The sequence below is a fragment of the Streptomyces sp. NPDC001922 genome (assembly GCF_042891165.1).
GTDB lineage: Bacteria > Actinomycetota > Actinomycetes > Streptomycetales > Streptomycetaceae > Streptomyces.
This window is the reverse complement of the sequence record NZ_JBIASV010000001.1, coordinates 248387-272976: the sequence shown is the minus strand read 5'-3', so window position 1 is coordinate 272976 and position 24590 is coordinate 248387. Positions and strand designations below refer to the sequence as shown.

22 protein-coding genes are annotated in these 24590 nt (G+C 72.9%); 13 read left to right on the top strand and 9 right to left on the bottom strand.

Going from position 1 to position 24590, the window contains the following annotated elements; genetic code table 11:
- Positions 1-244 precede the first annotated feature (244 nt).
- The gene (locus ACFYYR_RS01145; protein WP_388845418.1) at positions 245-979 is read left to right on the top strand and encodes an alpha/beta hydrolase; all 735 of its coding nucleotides are present in this window, start codon (positions 245-247) and stop codon (positions 977-979) included.
- 234 nt (positions 980-1213) lie between these two features.
- Here the strand turns inward: ACFYYR_RS01145 and ACFYYR_RS01140 are convergent, their stop codons facing one another.
- From ACFYYR_RS01140 to ACFYYR_RS01120, 5 genes are all read right to left on the bottom strand, one after another.
- A complete protein-coding gene (locus ACFYYR_RS01140) occupies positions 1214-1888 on the bottom strand; it encodes a DedA family protein (protein ID WP_388845415.1) in 675 nt (224 codons plus the stop codon).
- A gap of 247 nt (positions 1889-2135) precedes the next feature.
- Entirely contained in the window at positions 2136-2606 is a 471-nt protein-coding gene (locus tag ACFYYR_RS01135; RefSeq protein WP_388845412.1) for a DoxX family protein, read from the bottom strand.
- Positions 2607-2661: 55 nt separating this feature from the next.
- Positions 2662-4632 (bottom strand): FAD/NAD(P)-binding protein, encoded by a 1971-nt coding sequence (locus ACFYYR_RS01130; protein WP_388845409.1) that lies wholly within the window; start codon positions 4630-4632, stop codon positions 2662-2664.
- Positions 4633-4934: 302 nt separating this feature from the next.
- The gene (locus tag ACFYYR_RS01125) at positions 4935-6809 is read right to left on the bottom strand and encodes an alkaline phosphatase D family protein (protein ID WP_388845406.1); all 1875 of its coding nucleotides are present in this window, start codon (positions 6807-6809) and stop codon (positions 4935-4937) included.
- Positions 6810-6992: 183 nt separating this feature from the next.
- Positions 6993-7664, bottom strand: coding sequence for an HNH endonuclease family protein (locus ACFYYR_RS01120; RefSeq protein WP_388845403.1), 672 nt, complete (start codon positions 7662-7664; stop codon positions 6993-6995).
- A gap of 405 nt (positions 7665-8069) precedes the next feature.
- Between ACFYYR_RS01120 and ACFYYR_RS01115 the strand changes: the two genes are divergently transcribed.
- Positions 8070-8867, top strand: coding sequence for an ABC transporter permease (locus ACFYYR_RS01115; RefSeq protein ID WP_388846403.1), 798 nt, complete (start codon positions 8070-8072; stop codon positions 8865-8867).
- Positions 8868-9125: 258 nt separating this feature from the next.
- Positions 9126-9710 carry a TMEM165/GDT1 family protein gene (locus ACFYYR_RS01110; protein ID WP_388845401.1) on the top strand — a complete coding sequence of 195 codons (585 nt, stop codon included), beginning with the start codon at positions 9126-9128 and terminating at the stop codon, positions 9708-9710.
- 118 nt (positions 9711-9828) lie between these two features.
- On the opposite strand, the gene ACFYYR_RS01105 is transcribed toward ACFYYR_RS01110, so the two are convergent.
- Complete coding sequence (locus tag ACFYYR_RS01105) at positions 9829-10491, bottom strand: HAD-IA family hydrolase (RefSeq protein ID WP_388845398.1); 663 nt, start codon at positions 10489-10491, stop codon at positions 9829-9831.
- 633 nt (positions 10492-11124) lie between these two features.
- Here ACFYYR_RS01105 and ACFYYR_RS01100 point away from each other — a divergent pair.
- From ACFYYR_RS01100 to ACFYYR_RS01070, 7 genes are all read left to right on the top strand, one after another.
- Positions 11125-13221, top strand: a complete 2097-nt coding sequence (locus ACFYYR_RS01100; protein ID WP_388845395.1) for a DHA2 family efflux MFS transporter permease subunit — start codon at positions 11125-11127, stop codon at positions 13219-13221.
- Positions 13222-13515: 294 nt separating this feature from the next.
- A complete protein-coding gene (locus ACFYYR_RS01095; RefSeq protein ID WP_388845392.1) occupies positions 13516-13755 on the top strand; it encodes a hypothetical protein in 240 nt (79 codons plus the stop codon).
- Positions 13752-14990, top strand: coding sequence for a putative T7SS-secreted protein (locus tag ACFYYR_RS01090; protein ID WP_388845389.1), 1239 nt, complete (start codon positions 13752-13754; stop codon positions 14988-14990). Before ACFYYR_RS01095 ends, ACFYYR_RS01090 begins: the two co-directional genes overlap by 4 nt.
- On the top strand, positions 14987-15811 hold the full coding sequence (locus ACFYYR_RS01085) for a hypothetical protein (protein WP_388845386.1): 825 nt from the start codon (positions 14987-14989) through the stop codon (positions 15809-15811). The genes ACFYYR_RS01090 and ACFYYR_RS01085 overlap by 4 nt, the downstream gene beginning before the upstream one ends.
- 22 nt (positions 15812-15833) lie before the next feature.
- Positions 15834-16748: a hypothetical protein gene (locus tag ACFYYR_RS01080; RefSeq protein WP_388845383.1), complete on the top strand. Its 915-nt coding sequence runs from the start codon at positions 15834-15836 to the stop codon at positions 16746-16748.
- 399 nt (positions 16749-17147) lie between these two features.
- Positions 17148-17945 (top strand): hypothetical protein, encoded by a 798-nt coding sequence (locus ACFYYR_RS01075; protein WP_388845380.1) that lies wholly within the window; start codon positions 17148-17150, stop codon positions 17943-17945.
- Entirely contained in the window at positions 17945-18550 is a 606-nt protein-coding gene (locus ACFYYR_RS01070) for a hypothetical protein (RefSeq protein ID WP_388845377.1), read from the top strand. The genes ACFYYR_RS01075 and ACFYYR_RS01070 overlap by 1 nt, the downstream gene beginning before the upstream one ends.
- A gap of 416 nt (positions 18551-18966) precedes the next feature.
- Here ACFYYR_RS01070 and ACFYYR_RS01065 read toward each other — a convergent pair whose 3' ends face one another.
- Positions 18967-19293: an antibiotic biosynthesis monooxygenase family protein gene (locus ACFYYR_RS01065; RefSeq protein ID WP_388845375.1), complete on the bottom strand. Its 327-nt coding sequence runs from the start codon at positions 19291-19293 to the stop codon at positions 18967-18969.
- Between the two features lie 291 nt (positions 19294-19584).
- Between ACFYYR_RS01065 and ACFYYR_RS01060 the strand changes: the two genes are divergently transcribed.
- The gene (locus ACFYYR_RS01060) at positions 19585-21747 is read left to right on the top strand and encodes a bifunctional glycosyltransferase 87/phosphatase PAP2 family protein (RefSeq protein WP_388845372.1); all 2163 of its coding nucleotides are present in this window, start codon (positions 19585-19587) and stop codon (positions 21745-21747) included.
- 348 nt (positions 21748-22095) lie between these two features.
- Here the strand turns inward: ACFYYR_RS01060 and ACFYYR_RS01055 are convergent, their stop codons facing one another.
- The gene (locus ACFYYR_RS01055) at positions 22096-22602 is read right to left on the bottom strand and encodes an ATP-binding protein (RefSeq protein WP_388845369.1); all 507 of its coding nucleotides are present in this window, start codon (positions 22600-22602) and stop codon (positions 22096-22098) included.
- Positions 22603-22688: 86 nt separating this feature from the next.
- On the opposite strand from ACFYYR_RS01055, the gene ACFYYR_RS01050 reads away from it, so the two are divergent.
- On the top strand, positions 22689-23513 hold the full coding sequence (locus ACFYYR_RS01050) for a helix-turn-helix domain-containing protein (protein ID WP_388845367.1): 825 nt from the start codon (positions 22689-22691) through the stop codon (positions 23511-23513).
- On the top strand, positions 23497-23805 hold the full coding sequence (locus ACFYYR_RS01045; protein WP_388845365.1) for a DUF397 domain-containing protein: 309 nt from the start codon (positions 23497-23499) through the stop codon (positions 23803-23805). Before ACFYYR_RS01050 ends, ACFYYR_RS01045 begins: the two co-directional genes overlap by 17 nt.
- A gap of 53 nt (positions 23806-23858) precedes the next feature.
- On the opposite strand, the gene ACFYYR_RS01040 is transcribed toward ACFYYR_RS01045, so the two are convergent.
- A complete protein-coding gene (locus ACFYYR_RS01040) occupies positions 23859-24527 on the bottom strand; it encodes a TetR/AcrR family transcriptional regulator (RefSeq protein ID WP_388845362.1) in 669 nt (222 codons plus the stop codon).
- Positions 24528-24590: the final 63 nt, after the last annotated feature.

Genomic DNA, 24590 nt, shown 5'->3' with positions numbered 1-24590 from the left:
GGTCCACCGGCAAGAGCGTCCGGGCCCGGCGGGGACGGCCCGGAATCCCATCCCGGCGATGATCCGCCCGGCACCGGATCCCCATCCGGGTGCGGAGTTCCCGCGCCCCGGAACGAGAACTCCCCCTTTCCGAAACGCGGACCCATCCGCACCCGCCCCGGCAACGAATAAGGGGCGGGGGAGATGCGCGTCGGGCCCGCGGGGCCCGGAGGCATCAAGGATCACTGGGGAAGGGAAGCGCGGCGTGGACAACGACCATCAGGATCGCGGCTTCGGAGAGTGTGTGGGGCACCGCCCGCTGGTGATGCGCAGAATGCCCGCCGAGCCGGGGGCCGGTGTGCTGCTGTTGCACGGAGGGCAGGCGGACGCGCTCGACCGCCCGTGCCCGTGGAACCTGCCGGCGCTGCGGATGCGCCCCATCTGCCGCGCCGTGCAGCGCGCCACGGCCGGTTACGGCGTCGCGATCGGCGAGGTCCGCTACCGGCACCGGGGGTGGAACGGCCTGCGGGCCGACGCCGCCCGCGACGCGGAGTCCGCGGTCGAGGAGCTGACGGGGGCCGTCGGACCGCTGCCGCTCGTCCTCGTGGGGCACTCCCTGGGCGCCCGCGCCGCGCTGAGCATCGGGGGCCATCCGCGGGTGCGCGCGGTGATCGCGCTCGCTCCCTGGTGCCCGCTGGACGAGCCGGTCGAGCACCTGGCCGGGAAGAGCGTGGTGCTCATCCACTCCGACCGTGACCGGATCACCGATCCCCGCGGCTCGCTCAGCTTCGCTTTACGAGCCCGCGCGGCGGGCGCCGAGGTCTGCCGCCTGGTGGTTCCGGGCAGCGACCACGCCATGCTGAAGCGGGCCACGGACTGGCACTCCATCACGGCACAGCTCACCGCGGGATTCCTCGGTGCCGCCGAGCTGCCGCCGGAGGTCGTGTCCGCGCTCGCCTCGGTGGACGGCGAGGACGAGGGCCTGGCCTGCCGGGTGTGACGGGGGCCCGTCCGACACGGCGTCCCAGACGACGCGCCTGACGACGGCCCGTCCGACGACGGCCCGGCGTGCCGGATGGGTCGAGGGGCCGGTGCGCCGGGTGGCACGTGCGGCGGGGTCATGGGGGCCTCGCCGCCGACGGAGACGCGGAGATACCGGGGCCGTGCCGTTGCGCGGGCGCGCCGGGGCGCTGTACTCGGCGTGCTCCACCGTGGGGTACGGCACCCCGGCCGCTCACTGCTGGGCGGCCGGCGATGCCCCCGGAGCAGGGGGCGCGGGCCGTCCGGCCTTCGGCCGCCGGAGCGCGTACGCCGCCCCCGCGCCGGCGGCGAACAGGGCGAGCGCCGAGACGGCCGCGCCCAGCCAGGTCGCGCCCAGCCACTGGCCGCCGAAGTAGCCGAGGCTGACGCTGTAGCCGGCCCAGGCGAGCCCGGCCAGCGCCGACCACGGCAGGAACTCGGCGGCCTTGCGGTGCATGGCGCCGGCGCCGAGGCTGACCACCGACCGTCCGGCCGGTGCGAAGCGGGCGACGAGGACGAGGAGGCCGCCGCCCCGGATCAGGGCGTTGCCCAGCCGGGCCTGAGCGGCGGTCAGCCGCCGGGACCGGGCGATGGCGCGGTCGAGCCGGTCGCCGCCGCGCCAGGCGAGGCGGTAGGCGACCAGATCGCCGAGGCAGGAGGCGGTGGCGGCGCAGAGGAGCAGCGCGAGGATGTCGGGAACGTCGGCGTTCGCGGCGTCCGTCGCGGAGACGGCGCCCGCCGCGGTCCGGGTGCCGGCCGCGGCGGTGGCGGCGGCGATCACCAGCACACCGCTGGGCAGCACCGGAAGGAAGACGTCCAGCAGAACCGACATCCCGACGATCACGTAGATCCACGGAGTGAGGGCCAGCGACCCCAGATTCGCGAGCAACGTCTCTCCCTGTCCGGTCCCCCGCCGCGACGTCGCAGGGGAGCGGCAGGGGCGGCCTTCATAGCCATACAGCGTACGCCTGGGCCTTGGGGAGAGATCTGCCGGGGGACGGGCGATGTCGGAGCACTCTCACCCGGATGCCCGCGTTCGGGACGCCGGGTGCATAACCGGAATGGGCGGACGCCGAAATGCGGCCGCGGGCCGGGGAGAACCCCGGCCCGCGGACGACGCTGCTGCGTCGGCGTCGTCAGACGGTGCTCGGCTGCTCGGCCGGGGCAGCGGCCGGCGCCGCCGTCCGTCCGCGTCCGCCGAACAGCCCGTCCAGCGCCCACGCGCCGGGGCCGGTGAATATGAGCAGCAGGAAGGCCCAGGCGTACATCGCGGAGGGCTCGCCGTCGTTCTGGATCGGGAACAGGCCCGCGCTCTGGTGAACGACGAAGTAGGCGTAGGCCATCGAGCCGGACGAGATCAGCGCGGCGGTCCGGGTGCCGAGGCCGACGGCGACCAGGGCGCCGCCCACGAGCTGGATCACGGCGGCGTACCAGCCGGGCCAGGTGCCGGTCGGGACGGTGCCACCGCCCATCGCGCCGCCGAGCACGCCGAACAGCGAGGCGGCACCGTGGCAGGCGAAGAGCAGGCCGATCACGAAGCGGAACAGGCCGAGGGCGTACGGCTGCGCGCCGTCGAGGCGGGCTCTGAGCGGGCTGGCTGAAGACATGACGAGGGACTCCTTCGGTGGGGACGGAACCGATGAGCGCCCACGTTAGGTAGCCCTAATCAATACTTGCAAGTTCAATATTCGGCCGGGGATCCGGTTTCTTGCGCGTTGTCCCGAAGGCCGGAGCGCCCGGTCGCACGGCCCGCAGGGCGGCCCGGCCCACCGCGTCGGTGTCGGCGAGTGTGACCGAGTTGACTCCCGGCCGGGCGCCCGCCGCGGTGACCCAGTGCACCCCCTCGGTCGGCACGCCCACCGCGAACCGGCGCGGATGGGGCCGCCCCTCCGCGTCCACCAGCCGGTACGGGAGCCGGGTGACGTCCAGCCCGCCCGTCTCGTACCCGTCGGCCACATGCGTCCGGCAGGCGCCCGTCTTGAGCAGCTGGGCCAGCAGCGGATCGCAGGTCCGGCGCAGATCGGTGGCCGGCAGCCGGGCCTCGATCAGGGTGGTCACGGTCACCTCGGAGCCGGGCACCTCCGGCGAGGACGCGGTGAAGCCCGCGCCGCCGCCCGGGGCACCGGGCCGGACCTCCAGCCGGGGCCCGAGCACGTCCAGGACCCCTGCTTCGACGAGCGCCACCAGCTCCTCGATCCGGCGGCGCGGCGGTCCGATCGACAGGAAGGCGTTCAGCGGCGTGTACCAGCGGTCGAGGTGGTCGCGGCGGGAGGTGCCGGAGAGCCCGGCGTGGTCCACGACCAGCCGGAGCTCGTTGCGCAGGTCCCGCAGCACGTCGAGCGCGGCCTTGACCGGGCCGGCGACATTGCCGAGCCGCGCGTGCTCGGCGTCCTGCCGCAGGTGGGTGAGGAGCCACTGCCGGAAGTCGCCGCGATCGGTGAACCTGCGGCCGTCGTGCGGGCGGGCCACGTCCGGCCACGACCAGCGCTCGTCCTCGGCGATCCCGAACGCGTCCAGGACGGAGGCCTCTTCCGCGCTGCCGTGCCCCGTGGCCAGAAAGCGCTCCCGGAACAGCGGCGCGGTCACCGGCGCCGCGGCCGCGCGGGCCGTCAGCAGCGCCTCGTAGTGGACGGTCTCGACCTCCTTGGCGACCAGCGGCCACACCTCGGTGAGGAAGTCCGGGTGGTCGCCCCGGTCCGCCCGGGCCCGGAACGCCGCGATCACGGCCGGAGTCAGCAGCAGCGGCTCGTGCCGCCCGCACGCGCCCTTCGCGTTGTCGCCGCGCGCGTGGTACGGGATGCCGCGGCGCGACCCCGCGTACAGCCGCGGCTCCCGCCCCGAGGGGTGATACCGGAGCGTGCCGTCCGCCGTGGTGCGGAACGCGCCGCCGCGGCCGGTGGTCAGCAGCGCGACATGGTCGAAGAAGTTGAGACCCAGGCCGCGCAGCAGCACGGCCTCGCCCGGGGCGATCCGGCGGAGGTCGAGATCGGCCGGGTTGGCGGGCGGGTGGTACCCCAGGCCCTGTTCCGCCGCGTACGAGGAGAAACGCTCCTCCGCCTCGCCCGGGACGACCGGCACATGGCCCTGGGCCAGCACCACCGCCGCCAGTCCGGCCAGTTCGTGGCCGTTCTCCAGGGTGAGGCGCTGTTCGCCGCCGGCCCGCTCCTCCAGGCGCACCGCGCGCGAGGTGTGGATCCGCACGTCCACCGACGCGGGTGCCGCGCCGACGATGCGGTGGAACACCCAGCTCAGGTAGTGGCCGTAGAAGGCGCGGCTCGGGTAGTCGTCGGGGCCGAGGGCCCGCGCCTCGGCGAGCAGGGCGGGGTCGGGACAGCGGGCGTCGAGCGACGCGGCCCACTCGTAGAGGCTCGGGCCGGTACGGATCGGGCCGTCGCACTCCACGCTGGGGTCGGTGAACAGCGTCACCTGCGAGGCCACCGTGTTCATCAGCAGTTCGCCGGGCTGGTCGGTGCGCCAGACCTGCCCCGCGCCGGGCGGAGCCGGGTCCACCACGTGAACGGTCAGCCGCCCGCCGGGCAGCAACTCCGGGACCGAGGCGCAGATGCGTTCCAGCACGCTCGTACCGCGGGGGCCGGCGCCGACGAGGGCTATGGCGTGGTGCTCTCCGGCCAAGACGGACTCTCCCGAGGCAACTGGGGCTCAAGCGAAGAGGCCATCATGCCGCCCGCCCCACCGGACTTCGAAGCCCTGATCGGAGGATCTCTCTTCGGTGTGGGATGGATCACTTCGGATCACGGGTGATCGTGGAGGATCACGGGCGATCGTCCGCCATTGCGGACCACAGGGGGATGAGAACGGGCAAGCGGACGGCCGAGGGAGCGGTCGGGGGAAGCGGTCGAAGGAACGGACGGGGAAGCGGCCGAGGGGACGGTCGGCCGCTCTCCCGTCCGTGAACGGCCGAACGGGCGGAACGGTCAGGGTCGCCGAGCGGCCCCCGGCCCGCTGACCTCGCTCTCGGCCGCCCGCTCCAGCCAGGTCCGGCCGTCACGCTCCTGCCGGGCCTGCTCCAGGCGGAGGTTCGACGTCCGCCCGCGGATCGTCAGTGTCATCAGCTGGTTGCCGAACCACGGCCCGCCGGTCCGGTCCCAGCCGATCGCCGGTTCGGCCGCCCGCGCGTGCCGGGCCAGCGCCCGGCCCACCCACCGGCCGGCCCGGCTCCAGCCGAACCGGAATCCCAACTTCATGGAGGCCGGGACGCTGTTGTGCGCCGGTGAACAGGTCAGCTGCAGGATCCGGGCCTGCGGCACGAACCCACCGGCCTGTTGAGCGCCCCCGGGCCGTGGGGCGCCACCGGTCTGCTGAGCATCCCCGGCCTGTCGGGCACCGCCGGGCCGTTGAGTATCGGTCGGTTGGACGCCACCGGCCTGTTCGGCCTCCCCGGGCCGCTGGGCGCCCCCGGGCTCCCCCGGTCTCTCCGCACCCCCCGGCCAGCGCGGCTCGGCGACATACGCGTGGTGCACATCGCCCGAGAGGACGCAGACCGTCGCCGGGGCGCTCCGTCCGCTGCCCGCCTCGGCGACCAGTTCGGTGAACGCGTCGAAGGACGACGGGAAGGCCGCCCAGTGCTCGAGGTCGCCCGCCTGCCGCAGGCTCTCGGCGATCCGGGCCCAGCGCCGCCCCCGCTCCCCGGCGCACAGCGCGGCGTTCCACCGCTCCGCGTCGTGGATGGCCGGCGGCAGCAGCCACGGCAGCGAGGTGCCGATCAGCAGATGGTCGTAGGCGCCCGGCCCGCCGGCCGTCACCTGGTCGCGAACCCACGCCCATTCGCCCGGGTCGGCCATCGCCCGTCGCGGCTCCTCCAGTACGCGGCCGGCCCGGGTGTCGACCATCAGCAGCCGGGTCCGGCCGAAGTCGCGCCGGTAGCTCCAGCGGGTGTGCGCGGGGTCGGCGTCGGCGCGGGCGGCGAACTCGCGGACCAGGTCGGTGCCGTCCGCCGCCGTCCGGACCTGGGTGAACAGCGGGTCGGCGGCGAGTGCGGTGGGGGAGAGGTTCCCGAGGTGCTGGTAGACCCAGTACGACATGAACCCGGCGAGGATCCGCTCCTGCCACCACGGGGCGGCGTGCATCTTCTCCCGCCAGGCCGCGCTGGTGTTCCAGTCGTCGATCACGTCGTGGTCGTCGAAGATCATGCAGCTGGGCACGGTGGACAGCAGCCAGCGCACCGACGGGTCGAGCCAGGACTCGTAGTAGAGGCGGGTGTACTCCTCGAAGTCCGCGACCTGGCTGCCGGGCGGCTCCTTCAGGTCGCGGCGGGTGGCGATCCACTGGCGCATCGCCGGCGAGGTCTCGTCCGCGTAGACCTGGTCGCCCAGGAGCAGCAGGACGTCCGGCCGTTCGCCGTCCGGCGCGTCGGCGATCCGGGTGGCCAGCAGGTCGAGCGCGTCGGGCCCCACCGGATCGTGGCGCACGGCCCGGCCCGCGGCGCGGGCGGCGGCTCCGCCGTGCGGGGGAGCGGCCCAGCGGCAGGAGCCGAACGTGATCCGCAGCGGGCTGTCCGCTCCCGCCGGGAGTGTGGTGATCGTGCTGGGCGGACGGGTGTCCTCCGGCGGCGGCCAGACCTCCTGCCCGTCCAGCCGCACGCGGTACGGGGTGCTGGTGCCCGGATCGAGTCCGATCACCGTGATCAGGGCGTAGTGGTGGCCGGCGACCTGCCAGGTGCGTGCCGCGCCGCCGCCCGAGCCGCCGTCGCAGACGACCTCGGCGTCACACGGGCGACTCGTCTCGATCCAGACGGTCGCGCTGTGCTCGTCCACGTACCGCAGGAGCGGTCCCAGGAGCAGTCCCGCCATCGGCGTCCGCCCTCCCTCCGTCGCCCCGTACGGTACGGAACGACGGAGGGAAGCGGGTAGTTTCCCTCCGGAGGTTCTTCGGGAGTTCCCCCGGTGGGTTCCCCGCGCACCGCCACCGGGCCCCGGCCGGCCGGGACGCGCCGTGGCGCGGCGGGGCCGTTCCGGGACCCTGGGGCGGCCGGGTCAGCAGCCCTTGAGGATGCCGCTGAGGGCCTTCTTCTCGGCCGAGTCGACCGTCATGCCGTAGGTGTGCTTCACGGACACCCACATCCGGGCGTACGTGCAGTGGTAGCTCTTCTTCGAGGGCAGCCACTTCGCCGGGTCCTGGTCGCCCTTGCCCTGGTTGACGTTGTCGGTGACGGCGATGAGCTGCGAGTGGGTGAGGTCGTTGGCGAGGTCCTCGCGCCGGTCCGTGGTCCAGTCCCGGGCGCCCGACTTCCACGCCTCGGACAGCGGGATGACGTGGTCGATGTCCACGTCCTGCGGGTCGTGCCAGGTGGCGCCGTCGTAGGGGGAGGTCCAGGTGCCGCTCTTCGCGGAGCAGTAGGCGTCCTGCTTGACGTCCTTGCCGTCGCGCTTGAGCACGACCTCACGGGTGTTGCACTCGCCCTTCTGGTCGCTCCAGTGCGGGAACTTCTCCCGGCTGTAGCCGTCCTGCGAGCCCTCCGGCTGCACCTTCAGCTTCTCGAGCTGGGTGCGGGCGGTCTCGGCGTTCGGCGGGGCCGGCGGCTCGGCCTGGGCGGACGGGCCGTTCAGGAAAACCGTTCCGGCCAGGGCCGCCACCCCGGTGACGATCCCTATTCGACGCGCGTAGACGCCACGTCGGCCGGAAGCGGAGGTGGAAGTACGGGACATGGGAACTCCCTGGGTTGTGGGGGGTGATGACCGCACGAGTCCGGTCATCGTCGCGGTGCCGGGTTTCCGTGGGGTGGGCACCACGTAACAGACTGGCGACATGTGCACGCCATATCAAGAGGTTGCTCGTCACACCTGACACATCGCCACCCGGCGAACCGGCGGGGAAGTTGGCCCGTGGGAAGGGTGGGGCCGAGGTGGCGGACCGGCCTCCGGTTGTGAAGCCGGGGGCCGGGCGCGCCGCGCCTCCGGTCCGTTCCGCCGCGGCGCGGCCGACCGTAGGGTTGCCGCGTGCATGCTGCCGGTGAACTGTTCACGGCCGGGCCGCTGGTGACCCGGCCGCCTGCCCCCGGCCCGACGGTGGGGCCGTCGCCCCTGCCCGCCGAGTCGTTCGCCGCCGAGCCCCTGCTGCCGGTGAACCCCACCCTCGGGATCGTGCTCGGCGCGCTGCTCGTGGCCGCCGTGGGGGTCGCCGCCGTCGCCCGCCTCGCCGACCACGACGGCCGCGGCTACGCCCGCGCCATCGGCACCGCCGGCCTCCGCGCAGCCGTGCAGCTCGCCGCCGTGTCGTACGTCATCGGCTGGGTGGTGCGCGCGGTTCCGCTGCTGCTGGGGTTCATCGCCCTGATGTTCGCCGTGGCCGTCCGCACCGCGGGCCGCCGGATCACCACCAACCGCACGTGGTGGTGGGCGGCCGTGCCGATCGCCGCCGGGGTGCTGCCCGTCGTCGCCGTGCTGCTGCTGACCGGCCTCGTCCCGCTCAAGGGCATCGCGCTGATCCCGATCACCGGGATCCTGATCGGCGGCGCGCTCACCGCCACCGTGCTGGCCGGCCGCCGCTGCCTGGACGAGCTCCGCTCCCGGCACGGCGAGGTCGAGGCCGGGCTGGCCCTCGGTCTGCTGGAGCGCGAGGCCCGGCTGGAGGTCGCCCGGCCCGTCGCGTCCGACGCCCTGCTCCCCGGGCTCGACCAGACCCGGACCGTGGGTCTGGTCACCCTGCCCGGGGCCTTCGTGGGGATGCTGCTGGGCGGGGCGTCCCCGGTGGACGCCGGCGCGGTGCAGCTCTTCGTCCTGGTCGCGCTGCTGGTGGTGCAGGCCGTGGCGGTCGCGCTCGTCCTGGAGCTGGTCGCCCGGGGCCGGCTGCACCGCCGTGCCGGAGGGCCGGCGGCGTCCCGTACCCTGGGGCGAGCAGAAGGGGAGTAGCTCTTCGCCGGACCGTCGACATACTGCCCGGCCCGCCACCCGCCCACCGCTTCCGGTGGGGCGCCTCGCGCGCAGGGTGAACGGCTGAGCCGGCGCCCGGAGGCCGGTACGTCCGCGTACCGCGCCAGCGAGACCTTCGGCCAGCAGTGTCCTTCCATGCCTGCATGGATCCACATGGACGCTGCCGTGCCGAAGCGACCCCTGATCCATGCAGGTCTCTCGGTACGGCAGCCCCGACCGATTGAGGAATCAACCGCAGTGATCAGCTTCAGCATCGCCGCAGTGGCCTTCGGCGTCGTCTTCCTCGCCGAGCTGCCCGACAAGACCGCCCTCGCGGGCCTGGTGCTCGGCACCCGCTACCGCGCCTCGTACGTCTTCGCGGGGGTGGCGGCCGCCTTCGCCGTGCACGTGACGCTCGCCATCGCGGCGGGCAGCGTCCTGACCCTGCTGCCGCACCGGCTGGTCCAGGCGGTGGTCGGGCTGCTCTTCCTGGCGGGTGCGCTGGTGCTGCTCTTCAAGCGGCAGGAGGAGGACGAGGAGGATCTGCGCGAGCCCGCCGACCAGAGCTTCTGGAAGGTCTCGGGTGCCGGGTTCATGCTCATCCTGGTCGCCGAGTTCGGCGACCTCACCCAGATCATGACCGCCAACCTGGCCGCCCGCTACGACGACCCCGTCTCCGTGGGCCTGGGCGCGGTGCTCGCGCTGTGGACGGTGGCCGCGATCGGCATCCTGGGCGGGCGCACCCTGATGAAGTACGTCCCCCTGCGGCTGATCACCAGGGTGGCGGCCGTGGTGATGCTGGCGCTGGCCGGGTTCAGCCTCTACGAGGCGGTCGCGGCGTAGCGGTGGCCCCGGGGTGCGGGGTTGCGGTGGCCCGGGGGTGCGACGTCGCGGTGGCCCGGGGCGTGGAGGGGCGGATGTGCCCGGCATCCCCGGGCTCGCCCGCCCCGCCCGGCCTCCGTCAGTGGCTGACCGTGAGGACGAGGCCGCCGTCCGCGGCGGCCTCGGCCCGCACCTGCTCCAGCGTGGGCACCGCAACCGTCGGGCCGCTCGCCGCCGCCCGCGGTCCGACGCCCACGACCCGCATCCCCGCCGCCCGGCCCGCCGCGATGCCGACGGCCGAGTCCTCGAAGACGACGCAGTCCTCCGGCGCGAAGCCCAGCTCGGCCGCGGCCTTCAGATAGCCCTCCGGGTCCGGCTTGCTGCGCCCGACCCGCTCGGCGGTGACCCGCACCTCCGGAAGGGGGAGCCCGGCCGCGCCCATCCGGGCCCGGGTGAGGTGCTCGTCGGCGGAGGTGACCAGCGCGTGCGGCCGGCCGGCGAGCCCCGTCAGGAGGGCGGCGGCGCCGGGAATCGCCATGACCCCGTCGGTGTCGGTGGTCTGCCACTCCAGCATCCGCCGGTCGTCCGCCCGGTTCAGCTCCTCGGGCCGGCCGGGCAGCAGCAGCGCCATGGTGGCGTGTGCCTGCCGGCCGTGCATGTCGCGGAGTACGTGCTCCGGATCCAGGCCCTGTTCCCCGGCCCAGCGCCGCCAGGCGCGCTCCACCGAGGCGTCGGACTCGACGAGGGTGCCGTCCATGTCGAGCAGCAGGGCGCGGGCGGTGAGGGACATGGTGGCCGTCATCGGCAGGCTCCAGGAAGGCAGGAGGGACAGGGGCGGAACGGCGGGGCGGCACGGACCGAGGGCGCGTCGGGCGGACGAAGGGTGGCGGGCGGTCGGGCCGGCCGGCTTCGGAAGCGCGTCGGAGGTGGGGCGAAGGGCCGAGCGGAGGGTCGAACGGGCCGGTCCGTGGTCGCTGGTGGACGTGCCGCGGAGCGGACGGCGCCGGCGCGCAAGGGGGCGCCAGGGGATACCAAGTGGTTCCGCCCGCCGGTCAGGGAAATGCGGGCGGAACCACTTTGTTCCTTCACGATACAAACGATGGCGGCGCGACGCCAGTCCCGGTCGCCATCAATTTCCGCCGGCCCTCGCCGGGCGCCCCGCCGAGTCGGCCCGCCCGTCACGTTCCGTCACGCGGTTCCACCCGTCCGCCGTCATTCCGCGCCACCCGCTCCGTACCGTCCCCGGCTCCGTCCGCGCGCCTCCTGCCCTGCGCGTCCGCACCCGCGCGTCCCCGCCCTGCGGCGCCGCCGCCACGTCCGATCTCCAGCCGCCGCAGTGCCGTCTCAGCAGGCCGTCCCCCGGCGGACCGCTCAGGATGGATACGTGCTGCGGCGGACCCGTGCCGCGGCGGACGGTCCAGGCGAGGAGGCGTCCATGGCTCCGGACGCAAGCCCACCCATCGGCTCCGGCTCCGGCACAGGTGCGGGAGCCGTCGCCGTGGTGCCCGGAGCGGGACAGTCGCGGCGCACCGTGCTCGTCGCGATCGGCGCGCTGCTCCTCGGGATGCTGCTGGCCGCTCTCGACCAGACGATCGTCTCCACCGCGCTGCCCACGATCGTCAGCGAGCTCGGCGGCCTGAACCACCTCTCCTGGGTGGTCACCGCCTATCTGCTCGCCTCCACCGCGGCGACCCCGCTCTGGGGCAAGCTCGGCGACCAGTACGGCCGCAAGAAGCTCTTCCAGGCCGCGATCGTCCTCTTCCTCATCGGCTCCGCGCTCTGCGGCGTCGCGCAGAACATGCCCGAACTCATCGCGTTCCGCGCGGTCCAGGGGCTCGGCGGCGGCGGGCTCATCGTGCTGTCCATGGCGATCGTCGGCGACATCGTGCCGCCCCGGGACCGCGGGCGCTACCAGGGGCTGTTCGGCGCGGTCTTCGGTGCGTCCAGCGTGCTCGGCCCGCTGCTCGGCGGGGTCTTCGTCGACAACCTCAGCTGGCGCTGGGTGTTCTACATCAACCTGCCCATCGGCATCGTCGCCCTCCTCGTCATCGCCGCCGTGCTGCACATCCCGGCCCGGCCGACCCGGCACACCATCGACTACCTGGGCACCTTCCTCATCGCCTCGGCCGCCACCTGTCTGGTCCTCATGGCCTCACTCGGCGGCACCACCTGGGCCTGGTCCTCCTGGCAGATCGTGCTGCTCGGCGTCCTCGCGGTGCTGCTGCTGACGGCGTTCGTGGCCGTCGAGCGGCGGGCCGTCGAACCCGTCCTGCCGCTCGGCCTGTTCCGCATCCGCACCTTCGCGCTCTGCTCGGTGATCTCCTTCGTCATCGGCTTCGCGATGTTCGGAGCGATGACCTATCTGCCGACGTTCCTCCAGGTCGTGCAGGGCGTCTCGCCGACCCTGTCCGGCGTCCACCTGCTGCCGATGGTGGGCGGGCTGCTGGTCGCCTCGACCGGCTCCGGTCAGATCGTCGCCCGCACCGGCCGGTGGAAGGTCTTCCCGATCGCCGGCACCGCCGTCACCGCCGTCGGTCTGCTCCTCCTCCACCAGCTCGAGGAGAACAGCAGCACCTGGGAGACGAGCGTCTACTTCGCGGTGTTCGGCTTCGGGCTGGGCCTGGTCATGCAGGTGCTGGTGCTGGTCGTGCAGAACAGCGTCCGCTACGAGGACCTGGGCGCCGCCACCTCCGGCGCGACGTTCTTCCGCTCCATCGGCGGCTCGTTCGGCGTCGCCATCTTCGGCACGATCTTCACCTCGCAGCTCGGCGACCGGATCGCGGAGGAACTGGCCGGGAAACAGCTGCCGCCCGGCATCGGACTCGGCACCCTGGAGTCGGACCCGCGGACCATCGCCCGGCTCCCCGCCTCCCTCCAGCCGGACGTCATCCACGCGTACTCGACCTCGATCACCGACGTCTTCCTCTACGCGGCCCCGGTGGTGACCGTCGCCTTCATCGTCGCCTGGTTCCTCAGGGAGGACCCGCTGCGCGGCTCGGTCACCTCGCCCGACATCAGCGAGACGCTGGCCAGCAACCCCGTCCAACGGTCCTCGCGCGACGAGGTGTGCCGGGCGCTGTCGGTGCTCGGCAGCCGCGAGGGACGGCGCGACGCCTACGTCGAGATCACCCGGCGCGCGGGCTACGACCTCGAACCGGCGTCGAGCTGGCTGCTGCTGCGCATCAGCCGTTACGGCGGTGCCGAACCCGCCCTGCTGGCCGAGCACAGCACCGTGCCGCTCGGCATCATCTCCGGTGCCGCCCGGGAGTTGGAGGAACGGAGCCTCGCCGTGCGGGCCGGGCTGCCGCTGGTGCTGACCCATGACGGCCGGCAGGTCGCGGACGCGCTGTCCCGGGCGCGGGAGGAGTCCCTCGCCGAACTGCTCGGCGACTGGTGGGGCCCGGACCGGCCCACCGATCTCGTCGAACTGGTCAAGGAGTTGAACGCCGAGATGTGCGGCTCGGACGGGGAACGCCCGCACCAGCCCGACATCCGGCGCACCACGGGCCCGTACCGGCCGGATCACTACTGAACGTGGCCGGAGCCCGGCCGTGCCGGGCGGGCTCGCCCGCCTGTTGCGACTGCCCCGTAAGGGAATCCTTGCGCACCTTTAACGCTGCTGAGTGCAGTATGCAGCTATGCTCGTCGGGACGTGCCGCCGGGAGGAAATTCCGGAACACGTCATAGGCCGTGACAAGGCCTCGGAACCGGACGGACGAGTTCGGTGAGGGGCATGCGAAGCCGACTGGAAAGCCATAACGGGGATATGACCGACCTGTACATAGATAATGCGATGCTGCAGCGCGTCCGCAACAATCTTGCCCATGTGGACGAGTTACTCACGAAGCCGGCCCATGCCATGGACGTGGTCGATACGCGAGCCATGGGCGCCTCCGAACTGGAGAAGCGCATGGGTGAGTTCGGAGACGAATGGAACTACGGCATCAAGCAGTTGAAGAAGTTCTCGGGTAAGGCCGTCAAGGCGCTGGACCGGATCGAGAAGAAGTTCTCCGGATTCGACCGGGAACTCGCCCGGCAGCTCAGCAAGGCGGCGAGGAAGAAGTGACCGCTCCCACCGTCGACGACTTCCCGACCCTGGGATTCGTGCCCTGCCCCGGTGACCACCACGCCGTGACCTCGGTGGTCGCCACGCTCAAGAGGACCACGGACGCGCTCGGCGAAGTGGTGCGCGTCCTGCGAGGAGCCGACAAGGGAACCTGGCGCGGCAAGACGGCCGACGCCTTCCGCGAGATTCTCTCCGACGACTTCCGCCCCAAAGTGGAAAAGGCGCTGACCTCCTTCGCAGAGGCGCGCGGAGCGCTCGACGACTGGGCCGATCACCTGGCGCGCTACCAGGCCCGCGCCCGCCATCTGGAAGAGCGGGCCCACGCCGCGAAGAAGAGCGCAGACGCCTCCGACCGCGACAATCCCGGGCAGCGCGGGAAGGCCGGGGGAAGCAGTGGCGGGGCCGACGATGACAACGGCAAGGACCACGTCGAGGAATTGCGGGCCGAGGCCCGCCGGCTGCACAGTGCATTCGAATCACAGGGTGCCGACATCGCCCGGCGTCTGCAGCACGCCGGTGACATCGCCCCTGATGAGCCCGGCTTCTGGGACAAGCTGGGCGACAAAATCGGTGGGGCCCTTTCCGAAATCGGCGAGGCCATCAAGGAGAACGCCGACTGGATCACCGTCGCCGCCTCCGTGATCGGCGTAGCGGCGATCTTCTTCCCGGCGCTGGCGCCCGTGGCCTTCGCCCTGAGCGCCGTCGCCCTCGTGGCACACGGGGCCAAGTACGGCTCCGAGGGGCTGTGGCCACCGTCGAAGGACAAGATCGGCAACTACCTCACCCTCGGAGGAGACGCACTGGGCGCCATTCCCGGATTCGGCGCCGCCGCCAAGGGAGTGGGCGCCGGGGTCCGTGCGGCTCGCGGAGTCCCCGGTGCGGCCGCCGGCCTGAAGGTGGGCATCTCCGCAGGGGCGCGCGGAGCGAACTTTGCCGCCAGGGCGGCCAACCCGGCGCTTCCCCTGATCAGCAGGCCCGTTGAGGCCGCAGCCACCCGCCTGGGCGCCTCGGCGGTCAACGCCCAGCGCATCGCCGACGGAGTGCAGGCCACCGGACAACTGGCCTGGACCGCGCCGACGGCGTACGCCGCGGCCCGGCCCAGCGACGGCGCCGCCAACGCCGCGAACTGGGGCACCGCGATCGGCAATGTCGCGGCCGGCAGCGGCGGCGGCAGATTCGGCGGGATCGCGGGCCTGGGCAGTGCGATCGGCCTCGGTGTATGGGAGACACGATGACAGCCGGACCCGGGAGCGCGCCGACGGTCCCCCTCACCCTGTCCGCCGACGAGCCCGACGTGTGGTTCGTACTCCCTCCGGGGTTCTTCCCGGTGTCTCTGGAAGGGACCGCGGAGGAGCGCGTCGTGCGCATGGCCGAGGCCGTCGAGGCCCTGTTCCCCGACGCCGCACCGGAACAGCGGCTCAGCCTCGTCCTGTCCGGTGAATACGCGGTCGCGTCGATGCTCGGCGCCGGGGCGGTCCATCTCTCCCACTGCCTCCGCCGACGGGACGACGGCGGCCTGTCCCAGGGAATGCTGGCGGTGTTCATCAAACACCTCGGTTCGTCGGAACCCCTCGGCATGGCACAGAGCATCGCCGACCAATGGTTCGCCGAGAACCCGGATGCGGAGGTCGGTGGGGTGATCCTCCCGTACGGGCCCGCCGCGCTCTGTGCCGTGGAGCACGACATACCCATACCGGCGGCGCTGTTCGGCGCCGGGGACGGAGAGGGCGGAGAGGACGGGGTGACGACACTGCGCCAGGTGCAGCTCGCGGTACCGCTCCACACCGGCAGTCACACCCTGGTCTTCGCCTTGTCCACCGAGGACGTCGACCAGTGGGACAACTATCTCCAGGTGATGGCCGAACTGCTGTGCACCGTCTCGGCCGATGAGCCCGTCGACCGCCCGGAGGACCGGCCCGATGCCGGGTCCCAGGACCCCCGGCCCGATGGCGGGTCCGGTGTACCCGCCGTCGTCCGGCCCGGTGTCGCGTCCGACGACGGGTACCGCACCGGGGCAGCCGCCGCGCAGGGGGCCCGAGAGGGAACGGACGGGTGACCGAGGGGAAGACCGGAGAACGATGAGTGACAGCACCGCACCCGCCGCGGGCCGGCGGGCCGGACAACGAAGCACCGGCCGCCTGTTGGGCCTCACCGCTGCCGCATCCTGCCAGGTGCTCGTGGGCATCCCGGCCATGATCGTCGGTACGAACGCGATGGCCGCCCGATCCGACGGCCTCGGTGCCCTTCTCACCGCGCTGCTGTGGTTGCTCTACGCGGTGGGTCTCTTCGCCCTCCTCGCCCGGCTCGCAGGAGCGGAGGCCGGCTGTTCGGCGGCGCTGTGCGTGCTGCTGCTGTCCGCCCTGGGCTGTTGGATCGGCTCGGCGGCCTGGGAGGATCTGGTGCTCCGGGAGCGCGGGCGGACCGTACGGGCCGTCGTCATGGCGGAGCGGCTCGACACCGGCTCCCGTGGCGACCGGACCTGGTACTACGAGTTGACCGAACGGAACGGGCTGCCCGTCCCGGGGCCGGAACTCGTCAGCGACACCGACCGGTTCACGGTGGGACGGACCGTCACCGTGATCGAGGACCCCACCGGGAAGTTGTCCCCGCGCACCCCCGATGGGGCCGACCCCACGAGTGACCTGCTCGGCGTGGGCGGCGTGGCTGCGGCCTGTCTCGCCGCCGTCGGACGGACCGCCTACCGTGCGCACCGGGGCCACGGCCGGGCGACGCCCCGTCCGCGGGCGCGGGACGGTGCACCCCCTCGCGATCAGGAGCAGCGGCTGCGGGATGCGCTGCGGGCCCGGAACGTCGACCGCCGTGGCTACATCCGCCTGTCCCCACGCGACTACCCCGGCCTGACCCCGGAGCACGTGACCCGGATCGCCCACGAGGAGGGGCTGCGCGTCGAGACCTTCTGGAACCGCGGCTCCTGGCGCTTCGGTGAACGGGTCGTGCAGGAGCCGGAACCTGGCCCCGAGTACCGGACGTAGGTGCTGCGCACGGGGCCGGAGTCCGCACCGGCAGCCGAAGCGCACTGGCAGCCGAAGCGCGGCGGCGCCCCGGCGTGCCACCGCCCTCCTCGGCTCCCACGCCTCACCGGCTCCCACGCCTCACCGGACCCGGTGGCCCCCGGCCCCGGAACCACCGGCACATCGCGCTCGAAACACCTGTTGATCACTCTCAGTTCGCCTCACCGCGGGGCTGCCGGGCGGGATCGTCGGCTGCCGACACCCGCATCGACCTAGGGAAAGGCGTGGACCTGGGCTGATGGGGTGCCGGCCCGGGGTGCGGCCGACGGCCTTGCCGGAAGCGGGCGTTTGCCGCCAGGGCGCCGGGTAACACGCGGTGATGAAAGCCTCGCACGAGAGGACCTCTGCGAAAGGCACGACATGTCCACTGGCGCAATCATCATCCTGGCCGTGGCGGCTGCCGTCATCGTGGCACTGCTGCTCGCCAAGCCGGTGCTGCAGAGCAGCGGCAGCGGCCTGCGGCGCCGGTTCGGTCCCGAGTACGACCGGGCCGTCGCCCGGCATGACGGAGACACCAAGGCGGCGCACAAGGAGCTCAGCGAGCGGCTGCGGCGCCACGGCGACCTTCGCGTACAGCCGTTGGCCGAAGCGGACCGGGAGCAGTACGTGGCCCGATGGGCGGGCATCCAGGAGCAGTTCGTCGACTCGCCCGCCGCGGCGGTGACCGAGGCCGACCGACTGCTCGGCCGGCTGATCCGGGACCGCGGCTTCCCGGCGGACGCCTACGACGAGCAGGTCGACGCCCTGTCGGTGCACCACGCCGAACAGGTCGGCGGATACCGCCGCATCCACGCGGCGGCCCGGCACGTGACCGACGGCCGGACGGAGACCGCGGGCCGCACGACGGAGCCTGCGGGCCCGGCAACGGCGACCGGGGGCCGGCCGACGGAGACCGAGGAACTGCGCGAGGCCCTGGTGGGCGCCCGTGCACTCTTCGAACAGCTGGTCACGTCCCACCCCCGGGACCACCGCGGCCGGAACCGTACGTCCGGACGCTTCACGACGCGGGGGCGCGGTGTGGTTCGCGCCCGGGCCGCGGCTCGCGACCGGAGCGTGGATGGCGACCGGGCCGTGGGCAGCAAGCCGAACACCGGGCGCCTGCACCTGCCGTGGGCCATGAGCGGGCGTGGCCCCGGCGCTACGAAGGGCGGTGCGTGATGGAACGTCCCGACGAACGCAGGACGGCTCGTGCGGTTGATGCGCCCGTGGAGCAGGGGCTGGTGGTGGCCGGGGGAGCCGCCGGAGCCGGAGCCTCCGCCGCGCCCCGGGCGGTCGGCTCCGCGCCCCGGGCAGCGGAGGCCGTGGAGGCCAGGCGAGCGGCCCGCGCGGCCCGTATCTCCGGCGTGCCGCACCAGCCCGGCCCGGCGAGCGACGCGGCTCCCGCCGGTCACCCGGGCGCCGCAACCGGCGGCGCGGCACCCGCCGAGCAGGCCGTCCGCGACCGCCGCGGAGTCCGCGGAACCGGAGTGGGCGGCCCCGGAGTGAAACCCGTACTGCCGCGGGCCGAGAGCGACCAGCTCGCCCTCCGCCTCCAGAACGCGGTCATCGGTTTCGTCGACGGGCCGTGGCGGTCCGTCGAGGAGGCGGACGCCCTCTTCGAGGAGGCGTCGGCCCGGATCGCCGCCTGCCTGGCCGAACGCCGGCGCCTGCTGCGCACCGCCTGGCAGGAGGGCGCGGCCGACGGCGACGGAGCGGGAACGGAGCAACTCCGCACCGCCCTCCGCGACTACCGCGATGTGATGCAGCGGCTGCTGAAGGTCTGAGGCGCCGGGCCGGCCGGACGCAGCCACGGCCGGGCGCCGACGGGCCCCACGCACGGTCCGACCGCGGATACGACGTCCCGACCGCAGGGACAGCTCGGCTCCGCACGACGCGGCGGGCCGGTTCCGAAGGAGATCTGGGCCTCCGGAACCGGCCCGCCGCGTCCTGTCACGCGACATCCGGCACCCCGAATGTCAGCAGCCCGCAACCCGGCAGGGCCGAGTTGCGGGCCCCCGCCGCCGCCCGTCCACTGGTCGTATGTGGCTCCGCAGGGTGCGACCCGGTGCAGCCGTGTCCACCGCCCCCACGCCTGCGTCCGTCGGCCCCCTGAGGGCGGCGGGCGACGTACCCGCCGCCCGCCGCACCGCGGGCCTCGGTTCCCCTGCGGGTGCGGTCCCCGATGGCCCGGCGGGTGCGGTCAGCCCTGCTTCGGGGCGGCCTGCTGCACCACCTCGAACGACCACAGCGTGGAACCGGACGCCGCCGGCTTCTGCTTCGGCGCGCCCTCGCCGCCGCCCTGGTGCGCGGCCTTCATCGGGCCCTCCATCCACGCCTGGAACGCGGCCTCGTCACGCCACCGCGTGTACACCAGGTAGGTGTCGGTCCCCTCGACCGGCCGCAGCAGCTCGAACCACTCGAAGCCGTCCGAGCTCTCCACCGACCCCGCCCGCGCGGAGAAGCGCTTCTCCAGCACCTCGCGCTGCTCGTCGGGCACGGTCAGGACATTGATCTTCACGATGCTCATGCGTCCATCCTGCCGTAGTGCCCCGGCGGGGGCGCGACCGAGGGCGGCGACGGCACGGGCGGCGACGCGAGCGAAAACCGGGGCCCCCGGCGCCGCGAGCGAAGACCACGGCCCCCGGCGCCGACATGCGGATCTTCGCCACCCGCCTCTACTGTTCGAGCGAGTGGCCCACGGCGGCTTTCCGATGCGGCGGCTTTCAGATGGCGAACTGGTGTCCTTCGTCTGCGGCAGGGGTCCTCGGCGATCCGATCGACCTGCTCCCAACGACGGGTTGATACGGGAGCGCAGGGCGTGGCGACGGTACCGAGACGCGGACTGACAGCGGCAGCCCAGGTGCCGCGGTCCCGCAGCGCCCTGATCCTCGGCGGCCTCTGGCTCCTGGCCGGCCTGCTCGCCGCGCGCCAGACGGCCGCCGTCCTGCGCCTGCCGCCCGGACAACGGCTCACCGACCTGGAGACCTGGACCGGCGACCACGGCGTCCTCCGGATGCCCGGACCGCTGTACGAGAAGGGGACGTTCGCCGGGACACCGTTCGCCGGGCTCATCCTCCGGCCGGTCACCCGCGCGGCCGAACAGGGGCTGGGCGTTTTCTGGACCTTCGGCACCCTGCTGCTCGTCGTGGCCCTAGGCTTCGTCGCCGCACGCGCCCTGCCGCTCCCGGTGGCCCGCCGCACCGCGCTGTTCGCCGCGCCCGTCGCCATCAGCCTGATGGTGGTGTCGCTCCCGGTCCGCAACACCTTCACCCTCGGCCAGACCAGCATCCTCCCGGTCCTGCTGGTGATGCTCGGCTTCCTGCCGCGGCTGCCGGACCGCCGGGCGGGGATCCTCATCGGCCTGGCCGCGGCCCTCCAGCCGACCGTGCTGCTGTTCGCGCCGCTGCTGTGGCTGACGGGACGGCGGCGCGCGGCCTCCGCCGCCGCAGGGACGTTCGCCGGAATCTCCGCCCTGACCTGGACGGTCACGCCGCGCGACTCCGCCACCTACTGGCTCCACCACATCGCGGGCGCCGGGCTCGGCGAACCCGCGGACAGCCTGCACAACCAGTCCCTGCACGGCGTCCTGCTGCGGCTCGGCCTCAGCGGACCGGCGGAACTGGCGCTCTACGGCGCGCTGGCCGTCGTCGTCGCCGTCCTCGGGCTGCGCCGGGCCGCGCGGTACGCCCGGGACGGCCAGCTGCTCCTCGCCATCGCGCTCACCGGCTGCGTCACCGTGGCCGTCGCCCCCACCGCCTGGCTGCACCAGCAGCTCTGGATCCTGCTCGCCGTGGCCGGCCGCGTCGGCAGGCGGAAGGCCGACCGGCCGGTGTGGCCGGTCGCGGTCGTCATGGTGATGACCCTGAGCAGTGCCGCCATCGTCCCCACCAGCAAGGGCATCCGCCTCATCGGCGAGAACGCCCCGCTGCTGCTGGCGGTCGCCGCGGCCTGCGTCGTGCCGTTCCTGTCGCGCGCCGACCCGCACTGGGCCCGGCCCGTCCCGACCACGTACGGGGAACCGGCGCCCGGCCGCTTCGGCGCGCTCCCGCTGCTGCGCCGCATGCGCCGCCCCCTCAGCCGCCCGAACATCTTCCTCGAACTCCTCCTGATCCGGCTCTTCTACTGGGCCTATTCGCACGTCCGGGGCTCGGCCGCCGGGGGCCGAGCCGTGGCGGAACGGCACGGTCGCCAGATCATGGGCTGGGAGCGGGCCCTGGGCATCGACATGGAGCGCGGGTTCAATCACGCGGTCGCCGGTGTGCCGTGGCTGCGGACCGTCATGAACCTCGCCTACACCAACCTCCACTTCCTGGTCCCGCTGACCCTGCTCGGCCTCCTGTACGTGCGCCGCCCCGCGATGTACCGCTGGACCCGCACCGCCCTCGGCGTCACCACGCTCCTCGCGCTGCTCGGCTTCTGGCTGTACCCGCTCGCCCCGCCGAGGCTGATGCCGGGCCTCGGGTACATCGACACCCTGAACGGCCCGCAGGACTTCGACAGCCCCCGCTTCGGCGTGCTCACGGCCATCTCCAACCAGTACGCGGCGATGCCCTCCCTGCACATCGGCTGGTCGCTGTGGTGCGCGGTCGTCATCTGGGTGCTCGTCCCGCGCTGGTGGCTGAAGCCGGTGGGGTTCGTCTATCCGGTCATCACCACGCTGGTGATCGTGGGCACCGCCAACCACTACCTGCTGGACGCGGTCGGCGGGGCCCTGGTGGTCACGCTGGGTTTCGCGCTCCAGTACGTGCTGATGGGGCGGACGCGGGATCCGCGGGGCGGGACTGCGTCCCCGCAGGTGGACACCGGGCCGGAGGGGAAGCCGCACGTGGCGGGGCCGGTGGGGAAGCCACACATGGAGGGGAAGCCCCACGTGGCGGGGAAGCCCCACGTGGCGGGGAAGGCGCACTCGCCAGGGGAGGGGGAGGCGCACCCGCACGAGATTCCGCCGGAGACGGTGCCCGAACACGCGGCCGGTGGATGACCTGGTGATGACCTGGCGGAGAACGACGGCGGCGTGCGGACAGGGCGGGCCGAGCGGACGGGGCGGGCCGAGCGGACAGGGTCGGCCGAGGGGACAGGGCGGGCCGCGGGCGCGGACGAGCGACGGGGTAGCGGGTGCGGGGCAGCGCAGGGCAACGCAGAGCAACGAGTGCGGGGCAACGCGGAACGACGCGGGGCCATGAGTGTGGGGGCGCGATGCAGAGCGACGCGGGGCGGCGGAGACCGGCCGGTAGCCGGCCTCCGCCGCCCCGCCGGATCGCCGCACTGTTCAGCATCCGATGAAGCGGACCGCCCCGCCACTCGAAGCGTCAGCGCTGGTCCGGACAGGTCACATCGGCGCGTCGCGACGGCACCGGGTGCCGCCTGCGGACCCGTCGCTCGCGTCCCTTCCTGACGGACCCGCGCCACCTTCGGAGGAAACGGCCGCGCACTCGAACCAGACCGTCTTCCCGCCTCCGGCGGACACGTCCACGCCCCAGTCGTCCACGACCGCCGCCACTATCGCGAGCCCGCGCCCGCGCTCCTCGAACGGTTCCGCCGCACGGATGGTGGGCACGGTCGGGGAACTGTCCGCCACCTCGACCCGCAGCCCCTTCGGCAGACGCAGCACGAGCACGGAACAGCGCCGGTCGGGCACATGACGGACGACATTGGCGATCAGTTCGGTCACCGCCAGCTCGGCGGCACAGGTCAGCTCCTCCATCTCCCAGAGCTGGAGATACGTACGGACGATCCGCCGCAGATGCCGAGCGGAGTGCGCACCGACCTGGAACGCCATCCGGTACTGACGGGCCGGATGAACGATGGCCGGAACGAGGTCAATTGGCACATTCACAGCGCCATCGTCAGTGCCTGCGACTACTCTCGGCTACGGATCGAACGCAACGCGCCACAACGGCGGGTTGAGTAAGGGGGGAACCCATGGTGAACATCCGTGACCTGGACCCGAGCGCGTCCCCACTCGACTACTACGGCGCCGAGTTGCGCCGCCTCCGCGAGGCGGCGGGCCTCAACCAACAGCAGCTCGGCGAGATCATCTACTGCACCGGCTCCCTGATCGGCCAGATCGAAACCGCCCGCAAACTGCCCACCCGCGCCTTCACCCAGCGGGTCGACGCCGCACTGGGGACGGACGGCGCGCTGATGCGGCTGCTCAAGCTGGTGCTGCGCAGCCAACTGCCGTCCTGGTTCCAGCCGTACGCGGAGATGGAGGCGAAAGCCAGCCACATTTACAGCTTCCAGGCGCAGTTAGTTCACGGACTGCTCCAGACGGAGGACTACGCCCGGGCCGTCCTCGGAGTGCTCCAGCAGGACCGGTTGGACGAACGCGTCGCGGCCCGGCTGGAGCGGCAGCGAATCCTGGAGCGGGAGAGTCCGCCGTTGGTCTGGGTGGTCCTGAGTGAGGCGGTACTGCACCAGGTCATCGGCGGTCGGGACGCCATGCGGAACCAACTGGATCACTTGTTGGACTTCAAGGACCGGGAGTGGGTTCAGATCCAGGTGCTGCCCTTCGAGGGTGGGGCGCATGCCGGGTTGAAGGGCTCGTTCACTCTCTTCCGCTTCGATGATGACCCGGAGATCGTGTACAGCGAGGGCTATGGGACCGGTGAGATGACGGCTAATCCGGCAGAGGTTAAAGGGCGTTCGCTCCGTTACGATCATTTGCAGGCAGCCGCTCTGTCTGTTGAGGACTCAGCGGATCTGATCGCCCGGGTGATGGAGGAACGCTATGGGGAGCACCCTTGAACTGAGCGGCGCGCGGTGGCGTAAGTCCAGCTACAGCGGCGACGACGGTGGCGAGTGCATCGAGTGTGCACCGGTGGGCGGTGCACAGTGGCGCAAGTCCAGCTACAGCGGCGACACCGGTGGTCAGTGCGTGGAGATCTTCCCTGCCCCCTGCACTGTTGCCGTCCGCGACTCCAAGGACCCGAACGGCCCGGCCCTGACCTTCACTCCCGACGCCTTCGCGGCCTTCGTGTCCGCCGCCGCGCGGGGTGAGTTCCGTGGTGAGAGCGGTCCGGGCCTGCTGTCCGTCTGAGCGGCTGTGATGGTGTGGGGTAACCGCACCCCACGCCCACCCATTACGCCCCCTCACGCCACGGCGTAGTCCGCGAGCGCCGGTTCCAGCAGGTCGAATGCCTCGGTGGCCTCCGCTTCGAGGACGGTGGCGATCTCCTGGCCGGGGCGGCCCGCCAGGGTGAGGTCCTGGATGCGGCGGAACAGCACCCGGTGCACCCCGCCCAGCAGCGACGCGGCGGTACGTGGGGCGATGTCATCGGGGGAGGTGTCGGTGGCCTCGGCGAGGGCGATGGCCAGGGCGTCCTCGCGCTGGTCGTGCAGGCCACGCAGGCAGGTCGACAGCGCCGGACTCTCGGCGATCATCCGCGTGAACTCCGGCCCGGCGAAGCCCGCGACGGGATTCTGCGTGGCGACGGCGGACAGGAACGCGTGGCGCAGCGCGGAGAAGGCGGATTCGCCCGGTTCCCGTGAGGCGACGGCGCGGGCCAGGCCGGCGACGAACTCGTCCTGGTGGTCCAGGGCGAGGTCCTCCTTGCGCGGGAAGTAGTTCGTCACGGTCTTCTTGGCGACGCGCGCGGCGTCGGCGATCTCGGCGATGGTGGTCCGCTCGAAGCCCTGCGCCAGGAAGAGCTCGGTTGCCCGGTCGGAGATCAGTTGCCGCGTCTCGCGCTTCTTGGTCTCGCGCAGGCCCGTCGCGGCCGTGCTCGCGCTCTCCGTCGTGGTGCTCGACTCCATACCCATGGAAAAATCTTACCCCGGTAGTACTTTTATGTTGACACCTTGCTTGCCTCGCATGTAATTTTA

Bases quoted from the DNA above. Each gene is read 5' to 3' on its own strand.
- ACFYYR_RS01080 (WP_388845383.1), top strand. From the start codon at position 15,834: ATGAGTGACAGCACCGCACCCGCCGCGGGCCGGCGGGCCGGACAACGA.
- ACFYYR_RS01050 (WP_388845367.1), top strand. From the start codon at position 22,689: ATGGTGAACATCCGTGACCTGGACCCGAGCGCGTCCCCACTCGACTAC.
- ACFYYR_RS01125 (WP_388845406.1), bottom strand. From the start codon at position 6,809: ATGGCGGGACTGCTCCTGGGACCGCTCCTGCGGTACGTGGACGAGCAC.
- ACFYYR_RS01085 (WP_388845386.1), top strand. From the start codon at position 14,987: ATGACAGCCGGACCCGGGAGCGCGCCGACGGTCCCCCTCACCCTGTCC.
- ACFYYR_RS01070 (WP_388845377.1), top strand. From the start codon at position 17,945: ATGGAACGTCCCGACGAACGCAGGACGGCTCGTGCGGTTGATGCGCCC.
- ACFYYR_RS01135 (WP_388845412.1), bottom strand. From the start codon at position 2,606: ATGTCTTCAGCCAGCCCGCTCAGAGCCCGCCTCGACGGCGCGCAGCCG.
- ACFYYR_RS01065 (WP_388845375.1), bottom strand. From the start codon at position 19,293: ATGAGCATCGTGAAGATCAATGTCCTGACCGTGCCCGACGAGCAGCGC.
- ACFYYR_RS01040 (WP_388845362.1), bottom strand. From the start codon at position 24,527: ATGGGTATGGAGTCGAGCACCACGACGGAGAGCGCGAGCACGGCCGCG.
- ACFYYR_RS01045 (WP_388845365.1), top strand. From the start codon at position 23,497: ATGGGGAGCACCCTTGAACTGAGCGGCGCGCGGTGGCGTAAGTCCAGC.
- ACFYYR_RS01075 (WP_388845380.1), top strand. From the start codon at position 17,148: ATGTCCACTGGCGCAATCATCATCCTGGCCGTGGCGGCTGCCGTCATC.
- ACFYYR_RS01105 (WP_388845398.1), bottom strand. From the start codon at position 10,491: ATGACGGCCACCATGTCCCTCACCGCCCGCGCCCTGCTGCTCGACATG.
- ACFYYR_RS01100 (WP_388845395.1), top strand. From the start codon at position 11,125: ATGGCTCCGGACGCAAGCCCACCCATCGGCTCCGGCTCCGGCACAGGT.
- ACFYYR_RS01120 (WP_388845403.1), bottom strand. From the start codon at position 7,664: ATGTCCCGTACTTCCACCTCCGCTTCCGGCCGACGTGGCGTCTACGCG.